A 22,396-nucleotide genomic window follows, 5' to 3' on the forward strand; every position below is an offset into this window, starting at 1 on the left:
AACTCCTCAGGAGAGGGGCAGGTAGTTGTCGGCGGCCCGTGTGAGTACGAGATGTACAACGGAACTGCCACGATCTGTTCGGTGATGCAGACGAACGAGTCGATAGCTCAGGCAGAGATCACAGGAGGGCCGGGGTATGCTGGATACGAGGTGAGGTATGAGTTCACGCCATCTGAAGAGCTGCCGGTGTGGGTCTCAGATCACCTCAACCAGAGCGGGAACTGCAGCCTGCTGCTCCAGCTGTGCAACTCCTGGTATCCGGGGCCTGCATTCCTCGAGAAGTACAACATCACCGAGGGAGCTGTCTTCCGGGCCACCCTCAGGGCGATAAGGACCGGGAGCTGCACGCCTGTGATTGTAGAGCTGGAAGGGGTCGAACGATGCGATTACTTCGAGTCAGGATCGCCCCAGGCGAGCTGAGGATCCTGGGAGGCGCGAGGTTTGGGGCAGAGGGATACAAGGCATCTGGATCGGCGAACAGGGCAACAATCGGTTCCCGGGCATCATCTCATTGAGCTGGATTCATGATATCGCGACCGTATCCGGCGACCCGCAGTGCGAGGTAGCAGTGCTCGAGCGCAGATATGCCGCCGAAGGGAGACCTCCTGAAGCCTCCATTATCGTTTTGAAGAAGATCAACAAATGATCTGATCCCAGGAGGTTCCCTGTGTTTTATACGCCTCGCTATCATGCAGCCTGCGTATGTGCTCTCAAGGGTCTCTGTGGTGGATTCTGGATTCGGTGTGTATCCCCTTCCGGTCTCGCAGCTCTCAAGCAGCCTCATGAGTTGTGTGATGTGGAATTCTGAGAGCTTCGCCTGGCCCGCTCTTTTGGCGATCCCCTCCAGTATCTCCAGCGCCATGTAGGCTCTGACGAGCTCACGGCTCTTTTCCAGAAGCAGAAGCGCAGGTCTCCTGATACTTTCAACATCCTCATCAGGGCTCACCGCGCCAAGCTCTAGGCGCCTGAGAAGCGTGCCGAGGGAGGACGAGAATATGCTTGAGGCGTGCATTCCGTAGAGATCGTACTCGAAGTATTTGATCAGCGGAGTCCTGGGGATGAAGCACTCTATCGCGTGATGCTCTCCGCGGTACAGCCATTCGAGCTTTCCGTCATTCAGCTCAGGCATGCATCCAGCAAGCTTCAGACATCCTGCTGCGTAATAGGCACGGCTTAGATCGAAATAATCATGATTCAGGATGAAGCACACGACCTCATCATCCGGGGATTCGGCGTTCAGCATCTTTAGTGATGCAATGGCGAAGAAGGTATCCTGAACGCTCGGCTCGGTGCCCCTTACCGAGGAGTAACCGCTTGTGAAGCAGTCCTTCCAATGTATTCTGACACGCCTCTCGTTTATGTACCTCAGCAGCGCTTCCAGGTTCAGCACAAAAACCTCCGTCAACGGCTCGGAAAGCCAGAAGGCATCAGAAGCATTTGAGAAGTTCGGAATGGAAGAGCATCCAGAGACACCGAAAGCATCAGCCGTCCGACGACTGCTGCCCCTTCACAATATCCGCGCGCGAGAAGACCGTTCTTCCCCTGTATACTATCTTCTCTATCCTGTGATACGGTATCTCGGTGCCCATGTACGTGAAGAACGACCTGCCGAGCGCTATCTCGCTTGCTCTTGCGCGGATCCTGTCCGACGGCGCGCCCCTGTGGAGTATCTCGATCTCCACATCACCGAGATCAAGGCCGCGCCACTTCATCTCGTTAAGGACGCGCTTCGGATGTCTGCCGAATGGGAATAGCTCCTCCATCGTGCTCAGAAAGTCTTTTAGAGCTGATAAGATATTCGCTCTGTATCACGCTGGTAGATTGATATGTTTCCCGAGGACGAGTACCAACTGGAATTCTTCAGGGCAGAGGGTTTTGTTCGCAGGATGTGCGAGAGCTGCGGAGGCAGGTTCTGGACCAGGGATGCCTCTAGGAGGACATGCGGAGATCCGCCGTGCGATCCGTACTCATTCATAGGCACTCCTGTTTTCAAAGAGATGGATCTGGACTCGATGCGCGAGCACTACCTGGGGTTCTTCGAGGCGCACGGGCACACGAGGGTGCCGAGGTATCCTGTCGTCGCGAGATGGAGGGATGACATCTACCTCACCATAGCATCGATAGCCGACTTCCAGCCGTTCGTCACATCAGGCCAGGTCCCGCCGCCGGCCAATCCCCTCACGATCTCCCAGCCGTGCATCAGGCTGGACGATCTCGATTCCGTGGGACGGAGCGGGAGGCACCTCACCACATTTGAGATGATGGCGCATCACGTCTTCAACACAAAGGAGCACGAGATCTACTGGAAGGACAGGACTGTGGAGCTTTGCGACGAGCTCCTCCTCGGGCTGGGCGTGGATCCTGAGAGCATCACATACAAGGAATCTCCATGGGCCGGAGGCGGAAACGCGGGCCCGAGCCTTGAGGTACTCGTCGGGGGGCTGGAGCTGGCGACCCTGGTCTTCATGAACCTTAGGCTTGATCCCAGGGGAGAGTATGTCATAAAGGGCGAGCGCTACAGCCGCATGGACAACTACATCGTTGATACAGGATATGGACTCGAGAGGTTCGTCTGGGCCTCCAGGGGATCTCCAACAATATACGACGCTGTCTTCCCCGATGTGGTGAAATCCCTTTCAGAGATGGCAGGTGTGGAGCACGATCTTCATGATCCGGAGTACGCGGAGATATTCGCGAGAAATGCCAGGCTCGCAGGCATGATCGATCTCGGAGAGGCCTCGCTGAGGGATCTGAGAAAGAGGATCGCAGAGAGCATAAACACCACTCCTGACAGGCTCGAGAGCATAATGGCGCCGATGGAGAGGATCTATGCGATCGCGGATCACACCAGATGCCTGGCATACATGCTCGGCGATGGTATAATTCCATCTAACGTCAAGGCCGGCTACCTCGCGAGGCTCGTGATTCGAAGGACCCTGAGAATGATGAGGGATCTGAAGCTGGAGATCCCGCTGTCTGAGATCGTCGGGATGCAGATATCCAGGCTCGACTACCCGGACTGGAGAGAGCGGATGGAGACGATCTCAGAGATCCTGTCGCTGGAGGAGCAGAGGTATTCTGAGACCCTGGAGAAGGGGAGCCGGATGGTCTCGAAGATCGCATCGCATTACTCAAAGAAGGGCGGCCGGATACCCCTCACAGAGCTTGTATCTCTGTACGATACTCACGGTATTCCTCCTGAGATCGCGAAGGAGACCGCCGGTGCGCTCGGCGTGGATGTGGAGCTTCCGGATAACTTCTACTCCATAGTAGCATCGACACACAGCAGGGCGGAGCAGAGTGAGGTCGAGACGCGCTCGCCGCCGTTCGAGAAAACCGAGCGCATCTTCTATTACAGACCATTCGATCAGGAGTTCGAGGCAACTGTACTTGGCATATTCGAGGGCTGTGTTGTCCTCGACAGAACACTCTTCTACCCAGAGGGCGGAGGCCAGCCCGCTGATCATGGAGTCCTGGAGAGAGACGGTCAGGTGTTCAACGTCACCGATGTGCAGATGATCGATGGGGTTGTCCTGCATCGGGTGGAGCCCGAGGGGCTCTCCCAGGGCGACAGGGTCACCGGAAGGATCGATATGCGCAGGAGAATGGCGCATGCGAGGCACCACACAGCCACGCACATCATCAATGACTCGGCGAAGCGTGTTCTGGGAAGACACGTCTGGCAGGCTGGCGCTCAGAAGAGCGAGGACAGGGCAAGGCTGGACATATCCCACTACAGGAGGATCTCCGAGGATGAGCTGAAGGCGATAGAGCTCGAGGCGAACCGGCGCGTGATGGAGATGATTCCTGTGATCACTGAATTCATGCCGCGCGAGGAGGCTGAGAGGCTCTTCGGCTTCCAGCTCTACCAGGGAGGCGTGCCGCCGGGCAGGGAGATCCGCGTTGTGAGGGTTGGATCTGACATAGAGGCCTGCGCCGGCACACATGTCACGAACACCGGAATGATCGGCCCGATCAAGATACTAAGGACAGAGAGGGTCCAGGATGGCGTGGAGCGGATAGAGTTCGCAGCGGGAGAGGCAGCCGTCCAGAGAATCCAGGAGAGGGACGATATACTCGCGGAGGCAGCATCGGTTCTGAGGGTGCCGGTGGAGCAGCTTCCCAGGACAGTGGCCAGGTTCTTCGAGGAGTGGAAGGAGCAGCAGAAGGAGATAGAGCATCTGAAAGAGGAGATCGCAAGACTCCGGATACTCACGCTCTCAGCAGAGGCTGTGGATGTGAATGGTGTGAGGATCGTCGCCAGGGATCTTGAAGAGGCAGACGGCGAGACCCTGCTCAAGGCCGCGACGATGCTCTCAGAGAGCGATATGGTCGCGATACTCGGCGGTGCCAGCGGCGGCGCGGCCAAGATCGTCGTGTCTGTGGGAAGGTCCGGGGTCGAGAGGGGGCTGAACGCTGCTGATATCGTGAGGGCTGCTGCAAAATACATCGGCGGAGGAGGCGGCGGAAAGCCTGATCTTGCGCAGGGGGGAGGACCGAACATCGGAGGGCTGAAGGCGGCAATCGATGCAGGGCTGAGCGCTGCCCGGAGGATGCTCCACGGCTAGGCGATCCGGAATGTGGAGGGAAATCAGTACCCAGATTCTGCGGAGATGCTCTGAGGAATCTGCATGTTATCACACTTGCTCGGGGAGGTGAGCAGGGCGCAGATCGTGTGCGCCCGGTTTCATGGATGATGAGGTGCTGAAAAAATACAGAGCTGCAGGCAGGATACTTGCAGATGTCATCAGCAAGGCCTCTGCGAGAATAGACGTCGGCGTGTCTCTTCTCGAGGTGGCAGATTACGTGGAGAGCAGCATCCGGCAGCTTGGCGGGGAGCCTGCATTCCCGTGCAACATATCACGGGATCGCGAGGCAGCTCATTACACACCAAAACCGGATGATGATGCGGTCTTCGGCGAGGAGATGGTAAAGCTCGACATAGGGGTGCATGTCGATGGCTACATCGCGGATGCAGCTGTTACTGTCGACCTGAGCGGCCACCCGGATCTTGTGGATGCCTCCAGGGCGGCGCTGGATGCGGCTCTCGAGCTGGTCGCACCTGGGGTGAGCACGTGTGAGCTCGGCAGGGCCATAGAGTCAGCGATAGAGGGCTACGGATTCAGGCCGGTCTCAAACCTGACAGGCCATGGTCTATCGAGATTCAACGCGCACACAGAGCCGACCGTTCCGAACAGGTCTTGCAAATCGGGCGTGGAGCTCAGGCCTGGTGATGTGATCGCGATAGAGCCTTTTGCGACGAACGGCTCGGGGAGGATATCAGATTCCCCAGTCGTCGAGATATTCGGCTTCACATCCCGCAGGCCCGTGAGGGACAGGCGGGCGAGGGCGCTGCTCGCTGAGATCGAGACGAGGTTCAACGGGCTGCCTTTCGCCCGCCGCTGGCTTATGGGGGAGAGCGTGGATTATTCTCTCCAGAGACTGATCCGTGCCGGTGCGGTTCACACATATCCTGTGCTCTGGGAGATCGAGGGCGCTATGGTCTCGCAGGCGGAGCACACTGTGATTGTGACAGAGAGCGGATGCGAGGTAATAACAAGGTAGCTCATATCTCCTCCTCGAGCGGGCTCCCGTCCTCCTCCTTGTAGCTTGTGTCCCCGACCATTGCAGCTGCTATCGCATCTATCCCGTCGAGAAGCTCTGCCACAATGCAGTAATCCATATCAGGGATCTCCGGCGGCTTCTCCCCGGCTATAACCCTCGCGCCGATGTTGCCCACGACGGCAAGGGCGTCCTCTATCCGCCCATCCTTTTCTGCTCTCACCGCCTCGCTGATCATATCCTCTAAATTCCGATCCCTGTCGTAATCCCCGAGGATGTAGCTGTTGCACGATTCGAAGACCGCGGCCAGCGATGTTCTGAGCGAGGCGAGCATCATATCCGCATCCTCGCCCAGGCTCTCGTGCTCCGCTGAGACGATATCCCTTATGCTCCGTATCGTCGCAAGCGCCTCATCCTGGCTGAGCATGCCCTTCTCCAGTCTGGCTATGACCTTTAAACATGCCAGGATCACATCGTCCATGATGTATACAAAGACCGCCCCTGCAGCGTCCTGCTCAGACTCGGGGAGCCTGAACTGGCTCTCCTTTACCTTGTTCATCCAGTTCAGCCAGCGCTTCTGTGTGTAGAACTCCTCCTTCATGCTCTCCTCCCTCCGGATGCTACCTGTACGCATCGACCAGCGCCACTCTCTCCAGAACCAGATCCGGTATCCTCTCCTCTCCAGCAGCCTCAATCTCGGCATCTGATATATCGTAAAATCTCCTCACCCTCTCAGCATCAAAGCCAACCCCTTTATCATCGGGCTCGATGAGCGTGCCTGCGATCCTCCTGACCTCGTCCTCCTCTAGATCGTCGACGATGAGCAGGGCCACACGCTCCGTCGCATCAGTCACACCCAGAGACAGCGCCTTCTCTATCTGCCTCTGGCCGGATGCGTATCTCAGGATCTCAATGCCGAGGTCCTTCGCCACATTTCTGCCCTCCTGGAACGCTGCTATGGCCTTCTCGGCTGCATAAAACACATGCCTCTCGCTCACAACCATTGCAGCATCCAGGGCCTGTATCAGGTAGCCTTTTGATCTGAGGCTCTTTATCGCATTCACTACGCCAGGAATCGGCCTGCCGAAGAGTAGCCGCATAACAACCCGAAGATTTCCTGGTTTTTAATAGGTTGTGGTACGTCCAGAGGAGCTACATTTATCTTTTTAGAACGATACCACTGAGGCGATGGCCCGGATCTCTGCATTTCTCATGGACCTAGATGGTGTGCTGTATGTTGGAAGGAGCCCGGTTCCCGGTGCGAGGGAGTGCCTGGAGCGGATGGAGGAGCTTGGACACAGCTTCAGGTTCGTCTCGAACTCAACCCGCAGATGCAGGGAATCTGTTGCGAAGCGGCTCTCGGATATGGGATACAGAATAAAGCCTGAGCATATCTTCACGCCCTCTGTTGCAGCAATCGAGAGGATCCTTCGATCCGGGAGGAGAAGATGCTACCTTCTCTCAACAGGGGATGTACACAGGGACTTCGAGGATGCTGGCATAGTTATTGCAGAGGAAGATGTGGATTTCGTGGTTGTGGGGGATGCGGGCAGCAGCTTCACCTTTGAGCGCTTGAACGCAGCATTCAATCATGTTCTGAATGGCGCTGATATCATAGCTCTTGAGATGGACCGGTACTGGCGGGACTCTGAAGGGCTGGTCCTATCCGCGGGGCCGTTTGTTGCAGCGCTCGAGTATGCTACCGGAAAGAGAGCGGAGCTAGTGGGCAAGCCATCGCCTGAGCTCTTCAGCATGGCCCTCAGGGATATGGGTGTGAGCGCATCCGAGGCCGCCATGATCGGGGACGACATAATCACAGATGTAGGCGGAGCCCAGAGGATCGGCATGCGGGGCATTCTTGTCAGAACGGGGAAATACCGGCCTGAGCATGTGGAGAGCTCCGGCGTGAAGCCAGACTGTGTTCTGGACTCGATCGCGGATCTTGTGAGATGGCTCTGAGATGCGCTTTTTTTTGCAGCAGTGATGTGTGAGCGTGAGCTCACGGGTCTGGCACTGTTCTCATTATGATCGGATTGTTTGTTCAGATACAAAATTCTCCAATCCCATTTGCCAGATCAAGCAGCTGGAAAGGCAGAGCTCCAGTCAGGTCTTTATAATGACTGGAGCGGCAGAGGTGGGGTTACGCTGCACTTTAAACAGATGCGCAGAGGATGTTGTGGAATTTCGGATTCAAAAAAGCACATTACAACCGTTACATTTTCCATTGAATGGATACCATCGACCGACATTTTTTAATAATTCCTGTATGTGTTTTTGTTTGATGTGCATTGCCAGTTGATGTACGGATTGATGCTGTATGGCGAATCGCATGCTTTTGACTGCACTGGGGCTTGGCCCGAAGGAGACGAAATACGCTCTGGAGAACAGAACCTGGAAATCCTCTCTGTCTCCGGTGGCTCTGTACAATCTGCTTCCGGAAGACGGGCGGTTTGAGAGTGTGCTGGCCCTCTGCACGGAGGAGGTTCTTGAAAAGACATTTCCAATACTAGAGCAGGAGCTGCCTGTAAGGTGTGAGCCCGTGTGTGTGCCGCATGGCGTAAGCTCTGGTGATCTTCAGGCAACTGTGCATAACATACTGGAGAAGATACCACCTAAGACCAAGCTGACGCTCGATGTGACTCACGGGTTCAGGCATTATCCGTTCCTCTTCTTTGTTGCTTGTCTTTATTTGATGGCACTGAAGGACGTTGAGATCCATAAGGTCTGGTACGGACGGCTGGATGCAAAGAACCCTGATGGTGCAGCACCATTTATCGATCTGAGCATGCTCCTTGATATGGTTGAGTGGTTCCGTGTCGTTCAGTCATTCAGGGACATGAGCAACCCGAAGGCGCTGGCGGATATGCTGCTTGCATATGGAATGGATGAGATAAAGCCGGCCAGGAACATATCCCCTGATGCTAAAAAGAAGTACAACGCGGTCTCCAGCGCTGCAAAGGATTTCGCAGAGCTGTTCGGCATGGGTCTCCCGTTGGAGCTTGGCATGGCTTCAGCAGATCTGCAGAGGCGGATAGAAGAGCTGCGCAGGGTGGGAGATATTTCGTCGATAAAAATCCCCCTTGCGAATGAGTTGCTGCTGGAGATAGAAAAGGCAGCAGAGCGCTTCAGGCTGCCAGAAAGCAAGGAGAAGAAAGATCTCGTTCTAGATCTTGAGGAGATCCACAGGCAGGCGAAGCTGATAGATACATACTTCGAGGCGGGTTATTATAACAACGCTATCGGGCTGATCAGAGAGCTGATCATAAGTAGGCTGATGCTTGCAGATGATGAAAAGAGCTGGCTTGACATATCTCAGCGGAGGGATACCGAACGGCGTATTGGATCCCTTATGGATTACAGCAAAAAGAACAGCGCAGCTCTCACAGATGACAGGAAGATGCTTGCGGGCATCTGGAGTTTCATCGTCGATGCCAGAAACAAACTGCACCACCATGGAATGACAGAGGGTGGTGTCAAGCAAATCAAGATCCCAGAGTGGTGGGACAAGTTCAAGCAACGCCTTGATGACAATTCTTTCTGGGATTGCGGTTTCGGCGGAGGCTCTGGAAGGCTTCTGATCTCTGCACTGGGCCTTCACCCCGGATTTCTGTACACTGCTCTGAGACAGGTGAATCCAGAGGTATGCCTGGTGGTTGCATCAAATGAAACTGTGGGCGGATTGGAGGAGCTCACAAGAACAGCTGGTTACAGTGGCGACCTCGAGATTGAGGTTATGAATGCATATTCGTTCAACGGTATAAAAAATATCGTGGATAAATTTGAGGGGCGTATTATCGGATTCGATGAGGTTGTGTGCAATCTGACCGGTGGAACAGCAGCCATGCAGTATGCTGTCATCCAGTTTGCGAGGAGGGCAGAGCGCCTGGGAAGAAATGTCAGATGGATCGCAGTCATCGATAATCGTTTGCCAGATGAGCAGAAGCTCGACCCCTACTTTGAGGGGGAGGTGGTCTTTTTGGAGGATGCCGGAATATGATTGAGGCGAGGTTCACTATCGTCACTCCGCTCTTCATGGGCGGGGCGGATCCTAAGGTGCCGGAGCTGCGCGTGCCGGGAATAAAGGGCGCCCTCAGGTTCTGGTGGCGCGCTCTGGCATGGAGCTGGTGCGGAGGAGATCTGAGCAGAATCCGCGATCTCGAGGGGCAGATCTTCGGGAGCACGAAGAACGGGCAGTCCAGGGTGATCATGGATCTATGGGGAGCAAATGCAGAGCCTGCAAATGATCGCTTTTTTGAAAAATGCCAAGGGAAAAAGCGCCAAAAGTGCCAGGGTTTAATTTACCTGGGATACGGGCCAATTGACAGGGGCGAGCTGACCCGCGGTTATCTTAAAACGCCCCTTGATGCGACTCTTAGGATAAGAATTCGGCCGACGAGGAGCAATAAAGCTCCGGAACATTATGATGAATCAGAAATCAAAGATCAGATATCGAAGGCCCTGATCGCCATGGGGCTCTTTGGGGGTCTCGGAGCAAGATCAAGGAGGGGGTTCGGATCGTTCAATCTGACCGAGCTGAATGTGGATGGCAAAACAGACTTCAAATGCCCTGGGGGTTTGAAGGAGCTCGAAGCCTCAATAAAAAGGTTCTTTGAAGATCTGGATCTATACAACGGGCTGCCGGAATACACCGCTTTCAGCTCGGATACAGAGGTATGTCTTTTTGAAAATACTAGTGCTGACTCACTGGAACTGCTGGACATGGTTGGCAGGGCGATGATGGCGTACCGTCTGGGCACCAAGAAGCGAAGCTGGAAAGCATTTGTGAAATCCGGCGGATTCGAGAAGGACACAGAACTCGCTAAGAGAGCTCTGAACAGCAAGGTAAGCGAACACCCGAGGCGACTTTTCTTCGGTCTTCCCCACAACTATCACTTCAAGAATTCGAAAAAGAACCTCGAGATCAGAGGCAAAAACCACGATCGAAGGGCAAGCCCTTTGCTGATACATGTCCAGAGGCTGGGCACAGAGTATGCAGCGGTTGCAGCACTCATGCCTGCGAGGTTCCTGCCTGAGGGGGAGAAGATTCTGATGAGGGCCACAGAAGAAAAGGAAGAGACTGGAGATGCGAGGGTTCCGGTGGTAGGACATCCCAGAAGTTCTCCTAAATCGTGCGTTGAGCTCGACAGGAATGAGGCAGAGGAGTTCACTGTGATCAAGGATTTCCTGAAGTCCTGGCAGAAGGTGATCTGATGAGTGCAGAGGATAACATGATCAACTTCACCATCGGTCCTGTCCAGGGGTTCATCGGGCAGGCGCGTCGTACCAGGGACCTCTGGAGCGGCTCATTTCTTCTCTCATACCTCTCCGGCTGCGCCATGGCCGAGATAAGGAGAATCGGGGGCAGCATAATAGTTCCGGATGTCGAAGAGGATTGTCTGCTCAGATGGATCGAGAAGAAGGGCGATGGAACACCACCCAGGATCGGCACGCTTCCCAACAGGTTCAGGGCATCTGCAGAAGATCCTGCTGTTGCTGCCAGAAGCGCCGCGGAGAGGGTGAGGGGTGCGTGGAAGGAGATCGCAGACTGCGTCTGGAGGAGATACGTGGAGGATGTTGCGGATATCGGAAAGAGCACTCAGGAGATCTGGAGGAGACAGGTGGATAGCTTCTGGGAGATCCACTGGACGATCGGCGCGATGGAGGGCATGGAGGCGCGCAAGAACTGGAGGTTCTACAGGGACTGGGCGGATGGGCGGCCGACCATCGAGGGGGGAGACCACTGCACGATCATGAGCGACTGGCAGGAGATCTCAGGATATGTGCGCGCAACCGATGGGATGAAGCAGGAAGCTTTCTGGAGAAAGTTCTGCAAGAACACAGGCGGCATGGATCTGAGAAGCGACGAGCGGCTCTGTGCGATCGCACTGATCAAGAGGATGTTTCCCTCCGTCTCAAAGGATGCGATCGGCTGGGATGTGAACGCGGACACCTGGCCCTCAACGCTCTACGTGGCGGCGATACCCTGGTTCAGATCTGTGATTGCATCGAATCGGGATGTTGCGAACAGCTACGCGGAAAAGGCGAGGAGCTTCGCGAAGCACATACAGAGAAAGGGTGTTGCGGAACAGATCTTCAAAAAGAGCGATCCCTTCCTTGAGATCGATGCGAACTTCTACTACTCCACGCCTCTGAAGGATTCGAAAAGGACGCCTCTTGATGGAACCACCGAAAAGGGAGACGAGCCGGAGGATGTGAGGGAAAGACGCCAGGAGCTCGAAAATTACCTGGATGAGCTTTACAGGAGAAACGGAAGACCATCTCCCTTCTACGCGATGCTCCTCATGGACGGGGACAGCATGGGGAGGCTGATCAGGGAGAGGGGAGAGGCGGTCAGCAGGGCTCTGGCAGCGTTCGCAAAAGGCGTTGATGGTGTTGTGCGTCAAAACCTCGGAGTCCTGGTATACGCAGGAGGCGATGATGTTCTCGCGATGCTGCCTGTTGAGTGCGCCATGAGCTGCGCGCACAAACTCTCCGTTAAATTCACACGATCGTTCAAGGATTACGGGATGGATGCGACCATATCCGCAGGCCTGGTTTTTGCGAGCTACCGCGTGCCGCTTCGCTCTGTGATTCGGGAGGCGCATGTGATTCTCGATGACATCGCGAAGGACGAGAACGGCAGGGGAAGCATAGCTGTCAGCGTCCTCAAGGGCAGTGGCAGGTACTGCAGGTGGGTCAGCTCCTGGAGCGGTGCTGTTTCCTCGGAGACCAACGAGGTCCTTCTGGAGAGGCTGGCGAGGGTGTTTAGAGAGAAGGAAGAAAATGCATCGGGCTCTTCATCATCACCTAGTTCCACAACGTCCTCACAGGCGACTTTTAAGGAAAAACACGCATCGAGCTCTTTCTTCTACAAATCCAGGGAGCTGCTGCTCATGCTATCCGGCGAGCAGCAGTGGCGCCCTGGGATGTTCTTCGATCTCTCCAGTCTGGAGGGGTTGGATATAGGGGAGCTAATGCTGGCTGAGTACCTGAATGCGCTGGAGCACAGGTCTGAGATAACCGAGGAGGTCCGCGCCACAGCAAGGAGGTATGTGGGAGATCTTCTTTCGGTGAGCAGGAGGAACCCAGGGCCTGAGTATGGAAGGGATGGCGGTGAGATCTGCGCGGATGGAATGCTGCTTGTGAAGTTCCTATCACAGAAGGAGGTCTCGGAGTGAGGTATCTCATTTTAACACCCGTTGATTCCTGGTTCTTCAGGGATGGCAGGCCGTTCCACAAGGGAGAGGCGACATCTGATGTTGGCGGTTTCTTCCCTCCAAGCGCGTTCACAGTCGCTGGAGCGATAAGGGCGCATCTGGCCCGAAGCATGGGCTGGCGTGAGGACAGGCGCGAGCGCAGGTGGAGCGACGAGATCTGCAGGGTGCTCGGGGATGGATACGATCTGAAGGGTCTCAGGTTCAGGGGACCGCTGCTGTGCAGGGAGAGCGATCATGGTCTGGAGATACTTTTTCCGGCTCCTTTGAATCTCTACGGGAAGAAGGGCGATCGAGGGTATGAGATGAGACTCCTCCGCCCTGGAGCTGAGGTCGAGTGCGATCTCGGAAGGGTCAGGCTTCCATCCGCTGAGGGCATCGATGGGATGAAGCCTCTGTCAGGGTACATCACTGGAGATCAGCTGAAACAGGTGCTTCGCGGGGAGGTTCCGGAGGGACGGGTGATTCCGGCTGAGGAGTTATGGAGCTCTGAGTACGCAGTTGGTCTTGCGAGAGACTTGGAAACCAGGACCGCGAAGGAGGCGCACCTCTACTCGATAAACAGGATCAGGCTCGAGAGGGGAGTGCATCTCCTCATGGGCGTTGAGGGGATTGAGGATATGCTGAAAGAGCTGGATGGCGCGGTGATGCCCCTCGGTGGTGAGGGGCGGATGGCATCTGTGGCCATCACAACTCTCGTAGAAGACATCTATGGATTCAGGCCTGAGCTCAGATCCGAAAACGGAACGGTCAGGTTCACGCTCCTGCACATCACACCAGCTTTTCTGAGCAGATGGCCTGGTCCGGGAGATGCCATTCCCGGTGTTCCCGGCAGGGTCGTATCCGCATGCATCGAGCGGGCGATGCGCATCGGTGGCTGGGATTCTGCGAACCGGAGGCCTGTGGATCTCAAGCCGTTCATCCCTCCGGGGTCTGTCTGGTTCTGCGAGGCCGATGATGATAGGCTGGAGGATGTGAGAAGGCTGAGCAGGGTGGGAGAGTATACGGAATTCGGTTTTGGAGAGGTTGCTGTAGGCGTTTGGTGATGGTTATGAAGGGCATGATGCTCGGAATGCTTGCTGAGACTAACATACATTCAGGTGCAGGCAGGTCTGAGGGCTTTGTGGATCTGCCGGTGGCGAGAGAGGCTGTGACCGGCTATCCGGTTATAGCTGGATCCAGCCTCAAGGGCGCGCTGAGGGACACGGCCAGGGAGAGTGGGTTGGATGAATCCATCTGTAAATCTATCTTCGGCACCGAGGACAGGGCCGGGGATATACTGGTATCGGATGCCAGGCTTCTCCTGCTCCCTGTGAGAAGCCTCACCGGTCCCTACAAATGGATCACCTGTCCTCACATCCTGGAGAGGCTGAGCAGGGATCTGAAGCTCTGTGGTCTCTCTGATGGATTTGAGGTTGTGAGCGTCAAAAAGGGGGAGGCGATCTGGAGTGGGGATCATCTCTTCCTGGAGGAAAGGGAGTTCCGGCGGGTAGACGGTATGGATGAGAAACTGAAGCCGGTAAGGGCTGCGCTGGAGAAGATGATTCTCCATCAGAAGACCGCATCCAGGCTCGATAAGCAGCTTGTGATAATCAGCGATGATGATTTCCAGTGGTTCGCGAGCTACGGGCTGCCTGTGGCCGCAAGGAACAGGCTGGATGAGAACAAGAAGAGCAAGAATCTCTGGTACGAGGAGTCGCTCGCTCCGGACACGCTGATGTACGCGATGGTATTCGAGCGCAGGGATGGCGCGCTGGAGAGGTTGAAATCGATGTTTCAGGACAACCCCTACCTCCAGCTCGGCGGAAACGAGACCGTCGGCATGGGGTGGTTCGCTGTGAAGATCCTGGAGAAGGGTGAGGGGAGATGAGGAGCCTGGAGCAGGAGCGAGCGGCCCATGCCCTGGATGCCGTGAACTCCATCAGGAACAAAAGCTGTGCATCCAAGTTCCGGAGCTACGTGGAGCGTCTTCCTGCGGCCATCGTGATGAACGGCCTGGGCCAGGCGATGGCCAGCGAGCTTGCTGCTGCCGGACGGGCGGAGAGGGAAGAGGACAAGTCCGCCCACGAAAAGCTCTACGATCTGGTCTCTGACTGGATCCACAAGCGGGGAATATACTCTGAGAAGGACCTGATGGCTGCGATTGTCAAAGGGGAGCAGGATCGGTATGTTCTCGCACAGGCTGAGGCGCTGGCGTACCTCGAGTGGCTGAAGAAGTTCAGCCAGGCCTTCCTGGAGAAGGAGGTGTGATCACGCCAAGACCTCTTTACAGAACCACCTCTGAGCCTGTGCTCAGCGGCGGAAACGCAGGGCTCTGGTACGACAAGTTCTGCGACGTGTGGAACAATGATTTCAGCAGCCTCGGAGATCGCGGAAAGCAGGAGTGGATCGAAACAGTTCTGAATGAGGATGTTGGAGATGCAGATCTTCTCACGGAGATGCAGGAGCGTGTGAAATCGCTGATCTCAAATTCAGGCGGAAAGTTCATGTTCTTCAGGACCACTGCGCCCTTCGTCACAGGCCTCGGCCGGAGCCACCCTGTGGAGAACGGCTTCGCATGGCACCACACCCTCGGCGTGCCGTACCTCCCCGGATCATCTGTGAAGGGGTTGGTGAGGTCCTGGGCGAGCATCTGGAAGAAGGTGAACGGTGAGGAGATCAAGAGGATCTTCGGAGAAGAACCGGAGAGCTCAGGCGGTGTGGGATCTGTGGTCTTCCTGGATGCGCTCCCGAGACAACCTGTGAAGCTGAAGGCAGAGATAATGACGCCCCATTACGCGCCATACTACCAGGGGAGAGAACCTCCCGCGGACTGGCACAGCCCTGTGCCGATACCGTTCCTAGCTGTCGCTGAGGGACAGGAGTTCCTCTTCGGGGTCATCCCGAGAAAGAACGGCTCTGAGGAATGCGAGAAGGTGATGGTGTGGCTGAAGGAGGCGCTGGAGTTTGCAGGCGCGGGCGCGAAGACCGCGGTCGGGTACGGCAGGTTTCTCTCTCAAGATACAGAGACCGCAGAGTCAAAACCGCCAGAGACCAGGACACCCGGGCGCGAGTGGCTGGAGAGTCTCGCTGAGGAAAAAAGAATGAGCGTGGAAGATCTTGTCAACAAGAGCTACAAGATGCTTAAAGATGAATGGGAGAAGATTGAGGGTCAGGAGCTGAAGCTATCTGCCTTACAGGAGATCAAGAGGCTCTACCAGACAAAGGGGCTCTGGGAAAATCCCCCCACAAAAGAACTGAAAAAGGCGATTAACCGCTACAAGGAGTACGAGAGGGAAAAATGAAAGCCATGCTCTGCCTGATCAGCGAGCAGCATGTTCCGAACCTTCTGGGCGTTCACGAGCTGGAGCCGGATATTCTCGTGCTGCTTGAGACCGAGGGGATGCGAAAGAAGGATGCTGCGAACAACTTCCTGAAGGCCCTTGCGATCGGCGGCCGTGATTATTTCACGAGGCATGAGATAGTGCCGCTGAAGGATGGCGATTCCATAGAGGAGACGGAGAAGGCGCTGGAGGGGGTTTACAGGAAGTACAGAGATGCTGAGTGGGTTGTGAACATCACCGGCGGCACTAAGCCGATGAGCATAGGGGCGTATGAGTTCTTCAGGCATAAGGAAAACTCCAGGATAATCTACATCTCCGCATCAGATCAGTCAAAGGCGATCGACTTCTCTCTTGGAGCGGACATACCTCTGAGGCACAGGACGACTGTTGCAGAGTTCCTCGCAGGCTATGGCTTTGATGTGCTCAAATATGAGAAGATGAAGGAGAACGAGATGAGGAGCGAGAGGTGGCTCGGTCTCGCGGCAGAGATCGCGGCGAGGAGCCAGAACGGCGCAGTTCTGGGATTTCTGGCGAATTTATCGAGGATCTCGAACGATCGGAAGGGCAGGGACAGAGGGCTGGAGATCTCTGAGGCAGATGGTCTCTTCCTGAGCGATGATCATTTGCGCGAGATGATCGCATCGAGCTTCGCACTGGCATGTGATGGCGAGCGTTTCACAGGCGCTCTTGATAAGTACGCTGTCAGGTTCCTCACGGGCGGATGGCTTGAGGTATTCACCTGGGGATTGCTGAAGGGGCTTGATCGTGCCTGGGATGTGCATCTGGGTTTGCAGATCGAGAGGAAGAATGAAATGCTCCAGAACGATCTGGATGTCGCATTCATGACGGATCAGTCCCTCAGGATCGTGGAATGCAAGACCGGCGGACAGGAGCATGACAGGGAGGGGAGCGATACGCTGTACAAGATCGAGGCGATACGGAGGCAGCTTGGAGCCCTCCGTGTTCAATCGTATCTTGTCACGACCTCAGAAAATGTTATCGATTCTGGTACAGGGAAGGTCAAGGAGCATCTGGAGAACAGATCCAGGCTTTATGGGTGCACGATCATCGATCCGAGAAGGGTTGCAGAGCTTGCGCGCATGTACCTCGCAGGTGATGCGCAGCTGAATGCGAAAGTGGCGCAGGTCTTCCTGGGTGGTTGATATGATGGAAAAAATTGTCTTTTACCACATCGGCGTCGATTCGCCGATCGCGCCGGACGAGCCGCTGCCGCCACTGCCACCGATTCCTCGCGGCTCGCTTGTCGTCGTGGAGGGGCGGGCGCCGATATGGCGCTACGGCCTCGCCCTCCATCTCCTCCACGGATCTCCTGCGGCGGCAATCGCTTTTTTTGATCCCCGCCTCGGCGCGGTCATCGTCGTGTCTCACAGTCCTGCCTACCGCCCCGGCCAGGTCATCGATGTGACGCTGCCGTAGTCACATCCCTGCTTTCCTGGAACTCGCTCTTCGACATGAGCTGCAAACAGCAAGCTACGCCTATGTCGCCATATTTCAATCCCTGTTTGCTCTTATCCATCTGATAACTTGCCCGGAGAAATAGTGATAATGCTATGCATTTGTGATGATTGAATGAGTGGTTCCAGCAACCGACTTGCATAACATCCGAGTTGCTGGATACATAAGAGCTTTGCAGAAAAACCCGATCCCTGAATCTCCCGACATGCAGGAGAACCGTAAATCCCTGCCCCTCAGGTATGGAGGATTCACAGAAACATCAGCCCCTACCCTCGAGGGGTAGGGTTCTGATCATACACATGTATCAAGAAGCCCCTTCTTCTTGCCGCCACGCTTCTCGCCAGGCTTTACAGGCTCAACCTTGGCGCCCTCTTCCTGCTTCTCCTCTTCCTTTTTCTCGTGATGGGTCATTTTTCCACCGTTCATTGTTATTTTCACCAACATTTATTAAGCTTTCCAGTACGGTGCGCTGAGCGCGTGCAGTTCCGCTGGTGCTCTCATTGTGTGACGAGCGGCAGAACTCGTGCAGCCAAGCTTTTATCTCCGAGAAGGTCCACACTGTGGCTGTGTATCTCGACTACATCCCCTATCCATCGCTGCGCCCGCATCAGGATGAGATGCTCGACGCTGTCTACGATGTTGTCTCCACAGGCGGCCACGGCGTTCTGATGATAGATGCGCCCACAGGCTCAGGAAAGACGAGCTGCATATCAGCGGCACTTGCAGCCGCTCCAGGAAAGATCGTGGTGGCGGTCAGGACCGTGAGCCAGATAGGGGTTTATCTCGATGAGATAAACAGGATCTGGTCGAAAACAAGACACAGGCCCACGGTCTCGTATCTGATAGGAAAGCAGAAGGCATGCCCCCTTGCATCTGAGATCTGGGGGGAGAGCATCTACTACGCGTGCATGAGGCTCAGAGAGGGCTCGAAGAACTACATGGCCTCCAGGCTGGAGAGGGGACATAATGATGTCTACGATCCCTCCAGGGACGAGATACCGGATGAGCCTCCTGGGGAGAGAACTGTCTGCCCTTACTACCTGAGAAGCAAAGAGGCGTTTGAGATCAACGGGAAGGTTTACTTCAGGTCCTCATCGGCAGCTGTGGATGCTGCAGAGAGGATGAGCAGGAGGATCGTGCCTGTTGATGCCCTCGAGAAGACCTGCAGGGGCGTATGCCCTTATGAGGTGATGTCTCTGCATGCGAAGAGCAGTGACATCACCATTTTGAACTACCATCACCTCTTCAGCCCGGATTTCCAGGACGCGATAATCCAGTGGCTCGGTCTTGAGGCAGACCGCATGACAGTGATTGTGGACGAGGCCCACAACCTGGGCGACTCTGTGAGGGAGATGAACACCCGCGTGCTCACGCCCAGGATCCTGGAGCTGGCGGAGCGCGAGATCAACAGGTTCGAGAAGGCTCTGGGCCAGGCGAAGCTTGGGGAGGAGCATCACGACTGGCGCAGAGAGGGTCTGAAGACGGCCAGACATCTAATACCGAGAATCCAGAGGTTCATCACAGCCAGGGAAGCAAGATCGAAGGATGGGGAGACGCTTCTCGATGGCGAGCTCTTCAGGCAGTATGTGTACGATGGAATCGACGATATAGATCTCGCTCTCTCATATTTGAGTGATGTGGCGGTTGCGATCGCGGAGATGAAGCTTGCAGAGAGCGATCACGAAACACTGTATGGGGACATACAGCCCAGCCTAGCCACGATGGTCCTCTTCCTCAGAGAGGTCGAGGAGGCTGAGCATGACCCTTCATACCAGAGAAAGATCGTGACTACATCATCAGGAGAGAGGAGGTGGACCCGCCTGGAGGTGACGAAGATCGATCCCGCGCCTGTCATAAGAAGGGTTGTCGATAACGTCAATGCAACACTGATGCTCAGCGGCACCCTCTCGCCGATCGATGCATATGAGCTCTACTGTCTCGGCGAGCCAGGCAGAGCCAGAAAGATCTCCCTGCCGAATCCATTTCCCCAGAGCAACCGCCTGATCATAGCAGCTGACAGGGCGACTACACAGCTCAGCGCAAGGGAGAACCCGGAGAACAGGAACCTGATATCCGGATACATCAGCGCCCTGATAGAGGAGGTGCCTGGAAACGTCGCGGTGTTCTTCACATCCTACCCGATGATGGCCTCGTACAGGGATGCGTGCGCCAGGTTCGCACGCGGCGCAGGCAAGCGGGTCTTCACAGAGCCCAGATCCGCAGAGGATATCCCTAAGATCCTGGAGGAGTTCTTCAGGGCCGGCAGGAGCGCGGGCGCTGTGCTGCTGGGGGTCTCTGGAGGAAAGCTCGCGGAGGGCATAGACTACAAGGGCGAGGCTCTCAACGGGGTGGCTGTTGTCGGTCTACCCCTCTCAGTATTCGATGAGATCCAGAAGGAGGTCATCTCCTATTACACCCAAAAGTACGGCAAGAAGCGGGGCACGCTGATAGCTTACACTCTTCCAGCAATCAACCGCGGGCTCCAGGCCGCTGGCAGGGTCATAAGGGCGGAGAGCGAGAGGGGTGTCATACTCCTGTGCGACAGCAGGTTCGCATCCAGGGGTCTGGGAGGCGTCAGGATGTATCTGCCGGAGTGGGTTCAGGGTGAGATGGTGATGGCAGATCCTGAGAGGTGCAGGCTTCTGATAAGAGAGAAGCTGAGAGAGTGGGGGGAGACGTTTGCATGCTCAAAAAACGGATGAGCATGGTCATATGCTGCGACCGGTTGCGGTGAGTGATTTTGCCAGTGCTCCCGGCAATAGGCCGGGCTGCTGCCTGCTCACGAGGATTTTGATCGGCCTTTTTGTTATCTGCATCGCTCTCATTCCGCCGGTTACTTCCCGTGGTATCCACAGGCAGCATGCAGCAACTGCATCATTTCATTCAGGACTCCATTTCCTGGCCTTCATGACATTTGCTCTGCTCATGTGCTCCTGGATCCCCACAGCAGCGGAGACAGGCGCTCCGGTGCCTCCGGAGATGTTCGGGGATGACTACTACAAGGTCTACGGCACGCCGGATCTCACAGTCTCGCTGGAGATCCGGATGGCACTGGTCGTTTTCTTCACACTGTCATTCGCAGCTGCCACACTGGTCTTGCAGAGAGAGGTGGCGTGAGGTTCAGTATGTCATCGGTTGAGAAGGGTTGTCATGACATGGAGGTAACTACCTCTGTCAGATTGTTTGAACGAAACCAGCCCGCATCTCAAACGCTCTCACCCTTTCGGCACACATTTTTATTGCACTGGGTTTAGGAAGCAACCTTCCAAAATTACTTATATTTTGAGGTAAATGGTAAATTTATGATGGAAGTTTCATCTCAGCTGAGAGGGCTCACGATCACGAAGAGCTCGAACGCGTTGCTTTTAAAAAACACCGGCAAAAAAGACCTCACGCTGTCGGTCGAGCTTGCGGGCAGTAAGGCGTTATCCGTACCTGAAAAGTACAGAACACTCAAAATTAAAGCGAATGGCTATGCAAGGATCCCGTACAGGTTCGGAAAAATGAATATCGGCTGGCCGATAGCTCTCAATGGGAGGCATACAGCCGCGATCCGGCTTTGGAGCAAGGACCCGAAGAGCAAAAAGAAGGTATTGATCGCTAATACGATCGTGGAGACACGGTCTCCGATCTTTGTGACTGAGCTCCACTGCATGGAGACCACAGAGCAGGAACAGCATGCCATGAAGGGCAACAGTCCGCCTGTTATCACAATGAGGGCTGTGAAGCCCGGGACATCGGTGCCGAAAAACACGGGAGAGGTTGAGCTGAGCTGGGAGATCACTGGTGCTGATGTGATGGAAGACTACATCACTTCTCCAGACGCAGAGGTTCTGGAGCCCGGATCATTTACAGCCGGGGGTGGCTGGGAGTGCTCCCCCCATGTTACGCCACCGAGCAACTCGTACATCTACACTCCAGGTCCCACAATCACTCAGACATTGCATGCGCGCAATGCGGATGGGGAGGTGTATGAGCATGAGACCATCTATTACACAGCCAGTGTGGGCTACCATAACGCAAGATGTCCGGCTGGAGGAACAATACATACTGATGAGCTGGGCACCATCAGGAGTTTCCTGGAGGATATCGAGGCGCGACTCAGGTCCAATGCCCTTGCGGATCTGCCGGAGTTCGTTGAGGATTGGAACAGAACGATAGAGGAGAGGATCGAGAGGGGCGAGCTTCCCGATCGTGCCAGAGACTTCATGTTCCCCGAGTTCGATGACATGGATTACCTGAGTGGACGTGTTGGAACTGGCAGTCTGGCCGATGATATTCTCAGTGCTATGGAGAACGTCTTGATATATATTAAACCGTACACGCTTCCAAGAGGGTACAGGCCGGGCACACTTCCTGCAGACAGGCATGCGCTCTGCGACGATGGGGTTTACGGGATGACGTTCCACTCTAGTAGACATCCCGACTGCAACTGGGTTTCTGTATGCCTTGATAGTGATGCAGACGCCCTGACACTTCTCCATGAGCTGTACCACTACGCCACTGGTAGCGGTGATGAACATAAAGCCTTTGCCGTATCTTGCTGCTGCTTCGATTTCCTGGCACCAGAGCACTGGTAATAGCGATAAATCGACCATGTGTGTTTGCCAACTTCAGCTCATGAAAGCAAGTTGCTGATCACATTCACCAGATCACATCGCCACGCTGGCATACTCGTGAGCAGACCATCAATTAGATCAACTATTTTTATTTTTACTGAATTCTTGATCTGAGCCGAATCGGCAACTATAAAAGCATCCGCACCGCGATACATCTGGGTATGGGGTGCTTTGAGGATTTTATGGAGCTGAGGGAGAGCGT

The 22,396-nt window shown here is 55.4% G+C and carries 21 protein-coding genes; 16 read left to right on the forward strand and 5 right to left on the reverse strand.

Going from position 1 to position 22,396, the window contains the following annotated elements:
* Positions 1 to 420: hypothetical protein (locus QFX31_RS07890; RefSeq protein WP_348531562.1), on the forward strand; the 420-nt coding region annotated here is incomplete at its 5' end.
* Positions 421 to 508: 88 nt separating this feature from the next.
* Here the strand turns inward: QFX31_RS07890 and QFX31_RS07895 are convergent.
* The gene (locus QFX31_RS07895) at positions 509 to 1,390 is read right to left on the reverse strand and encodes a hypothetical protein (protein WP_348531563.1); all 882 of its coding nucleotides are present in this window, start codon (positions 1,388 to 1,390) and stop codon (positions 509 to 511) included.
* A 91-nt stretch (positions 1,391 to 1,481) separates the two neighbouring features.
* Positions 1,482 to 1,763, reverse strand: coding sequence for an RNA repair domain-containing protein (locus QFX31_RS07900; RefSeq protein WP_348531564.1), 282 nt, complete (start codon positions 1,761 to 1,763; stop codon positions 1,482 to 1,484).
* A gap of 63 nt (positions 1,764 to 1,826) precedes the next feature.
* Here QFX31_RS07900 and alaS point away from each other — a divergent pair, with 63 nt between their 5' ends.
* A complete protein-coding gene (alaS, locus tag QFX31_RS07905) occupies positions 1,827 to 4,568 on the forward strand; it encodes an alanine--tRNA ligase (RefSeq protein WP_348531565.1) in 2,742 nt (913 codons plus the stop codon).
* A gap of 121 nt (positions 4,569 to 4,689) precedes the next feature.
* Positions 4,690 to 5,565, forward strand: coding sequence for a type II methionyl aminopeptidase (gene map, locus QFX31_RS07910; RefSeq protein ID WP_348531566.1), 876 nt, complete (start codon positions 4,690 to 4,692; stop codon positions 5,563 to 5,565).
* A 1-nt stretch (position 5,566) separates the two neighbouring features.
* On the opposite strand, the gene QFX31_RS07915 is transcribed toward map, so the two are convergent.
* Positions 5,567 to 6,196, reverse strand: coding sequence for a DUF2150 family protein (locus QFX31_RS07915; protein WP_348531567.1), 630 nt, complete (start codon positions 6,194 to 6,196; stop codon positions 5,567 to 5,569).
* Complete coding sequence (cgi121, locus tag QFX31_RS07920; protein WP_348531568.1) at positions 6,183 to 6,662, reverse strand: KEOPS complex subunit Cgi121; 480 nt, start codon at positions 6,660 to 6,662, stop codon at positions 6,183 to 6,185. The genes QFX31_RS07915 and cgi121 overlap by 14 nt, the downstream gene beginning before the upstream one ends.
* Positions 6,663 to 6,750: 88 nt before the next feature.
* Here cgi121 and QFX31_RS07925 point away from each other — a divergent pair, with 88 nt between their 5' ends.
* From QFX31_RS07925 to crn3, 10 genes are all read left to right on the forward strand, one after another.
* Positions 6,751 to 7,521, forward strand: a complete 771-nt coding sequence (locus QFX31_RS07925) for a TIGR01458 family HAD-type hydrolase (RefSeq protein WP_348531569.1) — start codon at positions 6,751 to 6,753, stop codon at positions 7,519 to 7,521.
* A gap of 370 nt (positions 7,522 to 7,891) precedes the next feature.
* The gene (csx2, locus tag QFX31_RS07930; RefSeq protein ID WP_348531570.1) at positions 7,892 to 9,559 is read left to right on the forward strand and encodes a TIGR02221 family CRISPR-associated protein; all 1,668 of its coding nucleotides are present in this window, start codon (positions 7,892 to 7,894) and stop codon (positions 9,557 to 9,559) included.
* Entirely contained in the window at positions 9,556 to 10,773 is a 1,218-nt protein-coding gene (gene cmr1 / locus QFX31_RS07935; protein WP_348531571.1) for a type III-B CRISPR module RAMP protein Cmr1, read from the forward strand. The genes csx2 and cmr1 overlap by 4 nt, the downstream gene beginning before the upstream one ends.
* On the forward strand, positions 10,773 to 12,740 hold the full coding sequence (cas10, locus tag QFX31_RS07940; RefSeq protein ID WP_348531572.1) for a type III-B CRISPR-associated protein Cas10/Cmr2: 1,968 nt from the start codon (positions 10,773 to 10,775) through the stop codon (positions 12,738 to 12,740). The genes cmr1 and cas10 overlap by 1 nt, the downstream gene beginning before the upstream one ends.
* On the forward strand, positions 12,737 to 13,822 hold the full coding sequence (locus tag QFX31_RS07945) for a type III-B CRISPR module-associated protein Cmr3 (protein WP_348531573.1): 1,086 nt from the start codon (positions 12,737 to 12,739) through the stop codon (positions 13,820 to 13,822). Before cas10 ends, QFX31_RS07945 begins: the two co-directional genes overlap by 4 nt.
* A gap of 5 nt (positions 13,823 to 13,827) precedes the next feature.
* Positions 13,828 to 14,646, forward strand: coding sequence for a type III-B CRISPR module RAMP protein Cmr4 (gene cmr4, locus QFX31_RS07950; protein WP_348531574.1), 819 nt, complete (start codon positions 13,828 to 13,830; stop codon positions 14,644 to 14,646).
* A complete protein-coding gene (gene cmr5, locus QFX31_RS07955) occupies positions 14,643 to 15,026 on the forward strand; it encodes a type III-B CRISPR module-associated protein Cmr5 (protein ID WP_348531575.1) in 384 nt (127 codons plus the stop codon). The genes cmr4 and cmr5 overlap by 4 nt, the downstream gene beginning before the upstream one ends.
* Positions 15,023 to 16,060 (forward strand): type III-B CRISPR module RAMP protein Cmr6, encoded by a 1,038-nt coding sequence (gene cmr6 / locus QFX31_RS07960; RefSeq protein ID WP_348531576.1) that lies wholly within the window; start codon positions 15,023 to 15,025, stop codon positions 16,058 to 16,060. Before cmr5 ends, cmr6 begins: the two co-directional genes overlap by 4 nt.
* Positions 16,057 to 17,262, forward strand: a complete 1,206-nt coding sequence (locus tag QFX31_RS07965) for a DUF1887 family CARF protein (protein ID WP_348531577.1) — start codon at positions 16,057 to 16,059, stop codon at positions 17,260 to 17,262. The genes cmr6 and QFX31_RS07965 overlap by 4 nt, the downstream gene beginning before the upstream one ends.
* Before the next feature lies 1 nt (position 17,263).
* Positions 17,264 to 17,536, forward strand: coding sequence for a CRISPR-associated ring nuclease Crn3/Csx3 (gene crn3, locus QFX31_RS07970; protein WP_348531578.1), 273 nt, complete (start codon positions 17,264 to 17,266; stop codon positions 17,534 to 17,536).
* A 330-nt stretch (positions 17,537 to 17,866) separates the two neighbouring features.
* Here the strand turns inward: crn3 and QFX31_RS07975 are convergent, their stop codons facing one another.
* A complete protein-coding gene (locus QFX31_RS07975) occupies positions 17,867 to 18,019 on the reverse strand; it encodes a hypothetical protein (RefSeq protein WP_348531579.1) in 153 nt (50 codons plus the stop codon).
* Positions 18,020 to 18,135: 116 nt separating this feature from the next.
* On the opposite strand from QFX31_RS07975, the gene QFX31_RS07980 reads away from it, so the two are divergent.
* From QFX31_RS07980 to QFX31_RS07990, 3 genes are all read left to right on the forward strand, one after another.
* Positions 18,136 to 20,277, forward strand: a complete 2,142-nt coding sequence (locus QFX31_RS07980) for an ATP-dependent DNA helicase (protein WP_348531580.1) — start codon at positions 18,136 to 18,138, stop codon at positions 20,275 to 20,277.
* Between the two features lie 205 nt (positions 20,278 to 20,482).
* Positions 20,483 to 20,692 carry a hypothetical protein gene (locus QFX31_RS07985; RefSeq protein WP_348531581.1) on the forward strand — a complete coding sequence of 70 codons (210 nt, stop codon included), beginning with the start codon at positions 20,483 to 20,485 and terminating at the stop codon, positions 20,690 to 20,692.
* A 188-nt stretch (positions 20,693 to 20,880) separates the two neighbouring features.
* Positions 20,881 to 22,155, forward strand: a complete 1,275-nt coding sequence (locus QFX31_RS07990; RefSeq protein ID WP_348531582.1) for a hypothetical protein — start codon at positions 20,881 to 20,883, stop codon at positions 22,153 to 22,155.
* Positions 22,156 to 22,396 lie beyond the last annotated feature (241 nt).

The organism is Methanothrix sp. (genome assembly GCF_030055635.1).
GTDB lineage: Archaea > Halobacteriota > Methanosarcinia > Methanotrichales > Methanotrichaceae > Methanothrix_B.

What these genes read in the sequence shown, in the direction of transcription:
- QFX31_RS07990 (WP_348531582.1), top strand. Translation starts at nt 20,881, where the DNA reads ATGGAAGTTTCATCTCAGCTGAGAGGGCTCACGATCACGAAGAGCTCG.
- QFX31_RS07900 (WP_348531564.1), bottom strand. Translation starts at nt 1,763, where the DNA reads ATGGAGGAGCTATTCCCATTCGGCAGACATCCGAAGCGCGTCCTTAAC.
- cmr4 (WP_348531574.1), top strand. Translation starts at nt 13,828, where the DNA reads ATGAAGGGCATGATGCTCGGAATGCTTGCTGAGACTAACATACATTCA.
- map (WP_348531566.1), top strand. Translation starts at nt 4,690, where the DNA reads ATGGATGATGAGGTGCTGAAAAAATACAGAGCTGCAGGCAGGATACTT.
- cas10 (WP_348531572.1), top strand. Translation starts at nt 10,773, where the DNA reads ATGAGTGCAGAGGATAACATGATCAACTTCACCATCGGTCCTGTCCAG.
- QFX31_RS07985 (WP_348531581.1), top strand. Translation starts at nt 20,483, where the DNA reads ATGACATTTGCTCTGCTCATGTGCTCCTGGATCCCCACAGCAGCGGAG.
- alaS (WP_348531565.1), top strand. Translation starts at nt 1,827, where the DNA reads ATGTTTCCCGAGGACGAGTACCAACTGGAATTCTTCAGGGCAGAGGGT.
- cgi121 (WP_348531568.1), bottom strand. Translation starts at nt 6,662, where the DNA reads ATGCGGCTACTCTTCGGCAGGCCGATTCCTGGCGTAGTGAATGCGATA.
- crn3 (WP_348531578.1), top strand. Translation starts at nt 17,264, where the DNA reads ATGATGGAAAAAATTGTCTTTTACCACATCGGCGTCGATTCGCCGATC.
- cmr5 (WP_348531575.1), top strand. Translation starts at nt 14,643, where the DNA reads ATGAGGAGCCTGGAGCAGGAGCGAGCGGCCCATGCCCTGGATGCCGTG.
- QFX31_RS07925 (WP_348531569.1), top strand. Translation starts at nt 6,751, where the DNA reads ATGGCCCGGATCTCTGCATTTCTCATGGACCTAGATGGTGTGCTGTAT.
- QFX31_RS07975 (WP_348531579.1), bottom strand. Translation starts at nt 18,019, where the DNA reads ATGTTGGTGAAAATAACAATGAACGGTGGAAAAATGACCCATCACGAG.
- cmr1 (WP_348531571.1), top strand. Translation starts at nt 9,556, where the DNA reads ATGATTGAGGCGAGGTTCACTATCGTCACTCCGCTCTTCATGGGCGGG.
- QFX31_RS07915 (WP_348531567.1), bottom strand. Translation starts at nt 6,196, where the DNA reads ATGCGTACAGGTAGCATCCGGAGGGAGGAGAGCATGAAGGAGGAGTTC.
- QFX31_RS07965 (WP_348531577.1), top strand. Translation starts at nt 16,057, where the DNA reads ATGAAAGCCATGCTCTGCCTGATCAGCGAGCAGCATGTTCCGAACCTT.
- csx2 (WP_348531570.1), top strand. Translation starts at nt 7,892, where the DNA reads ATGCTTTTGACTGCACTGGGGCTTGGCCCGAAGGAGACGAAATACGCT.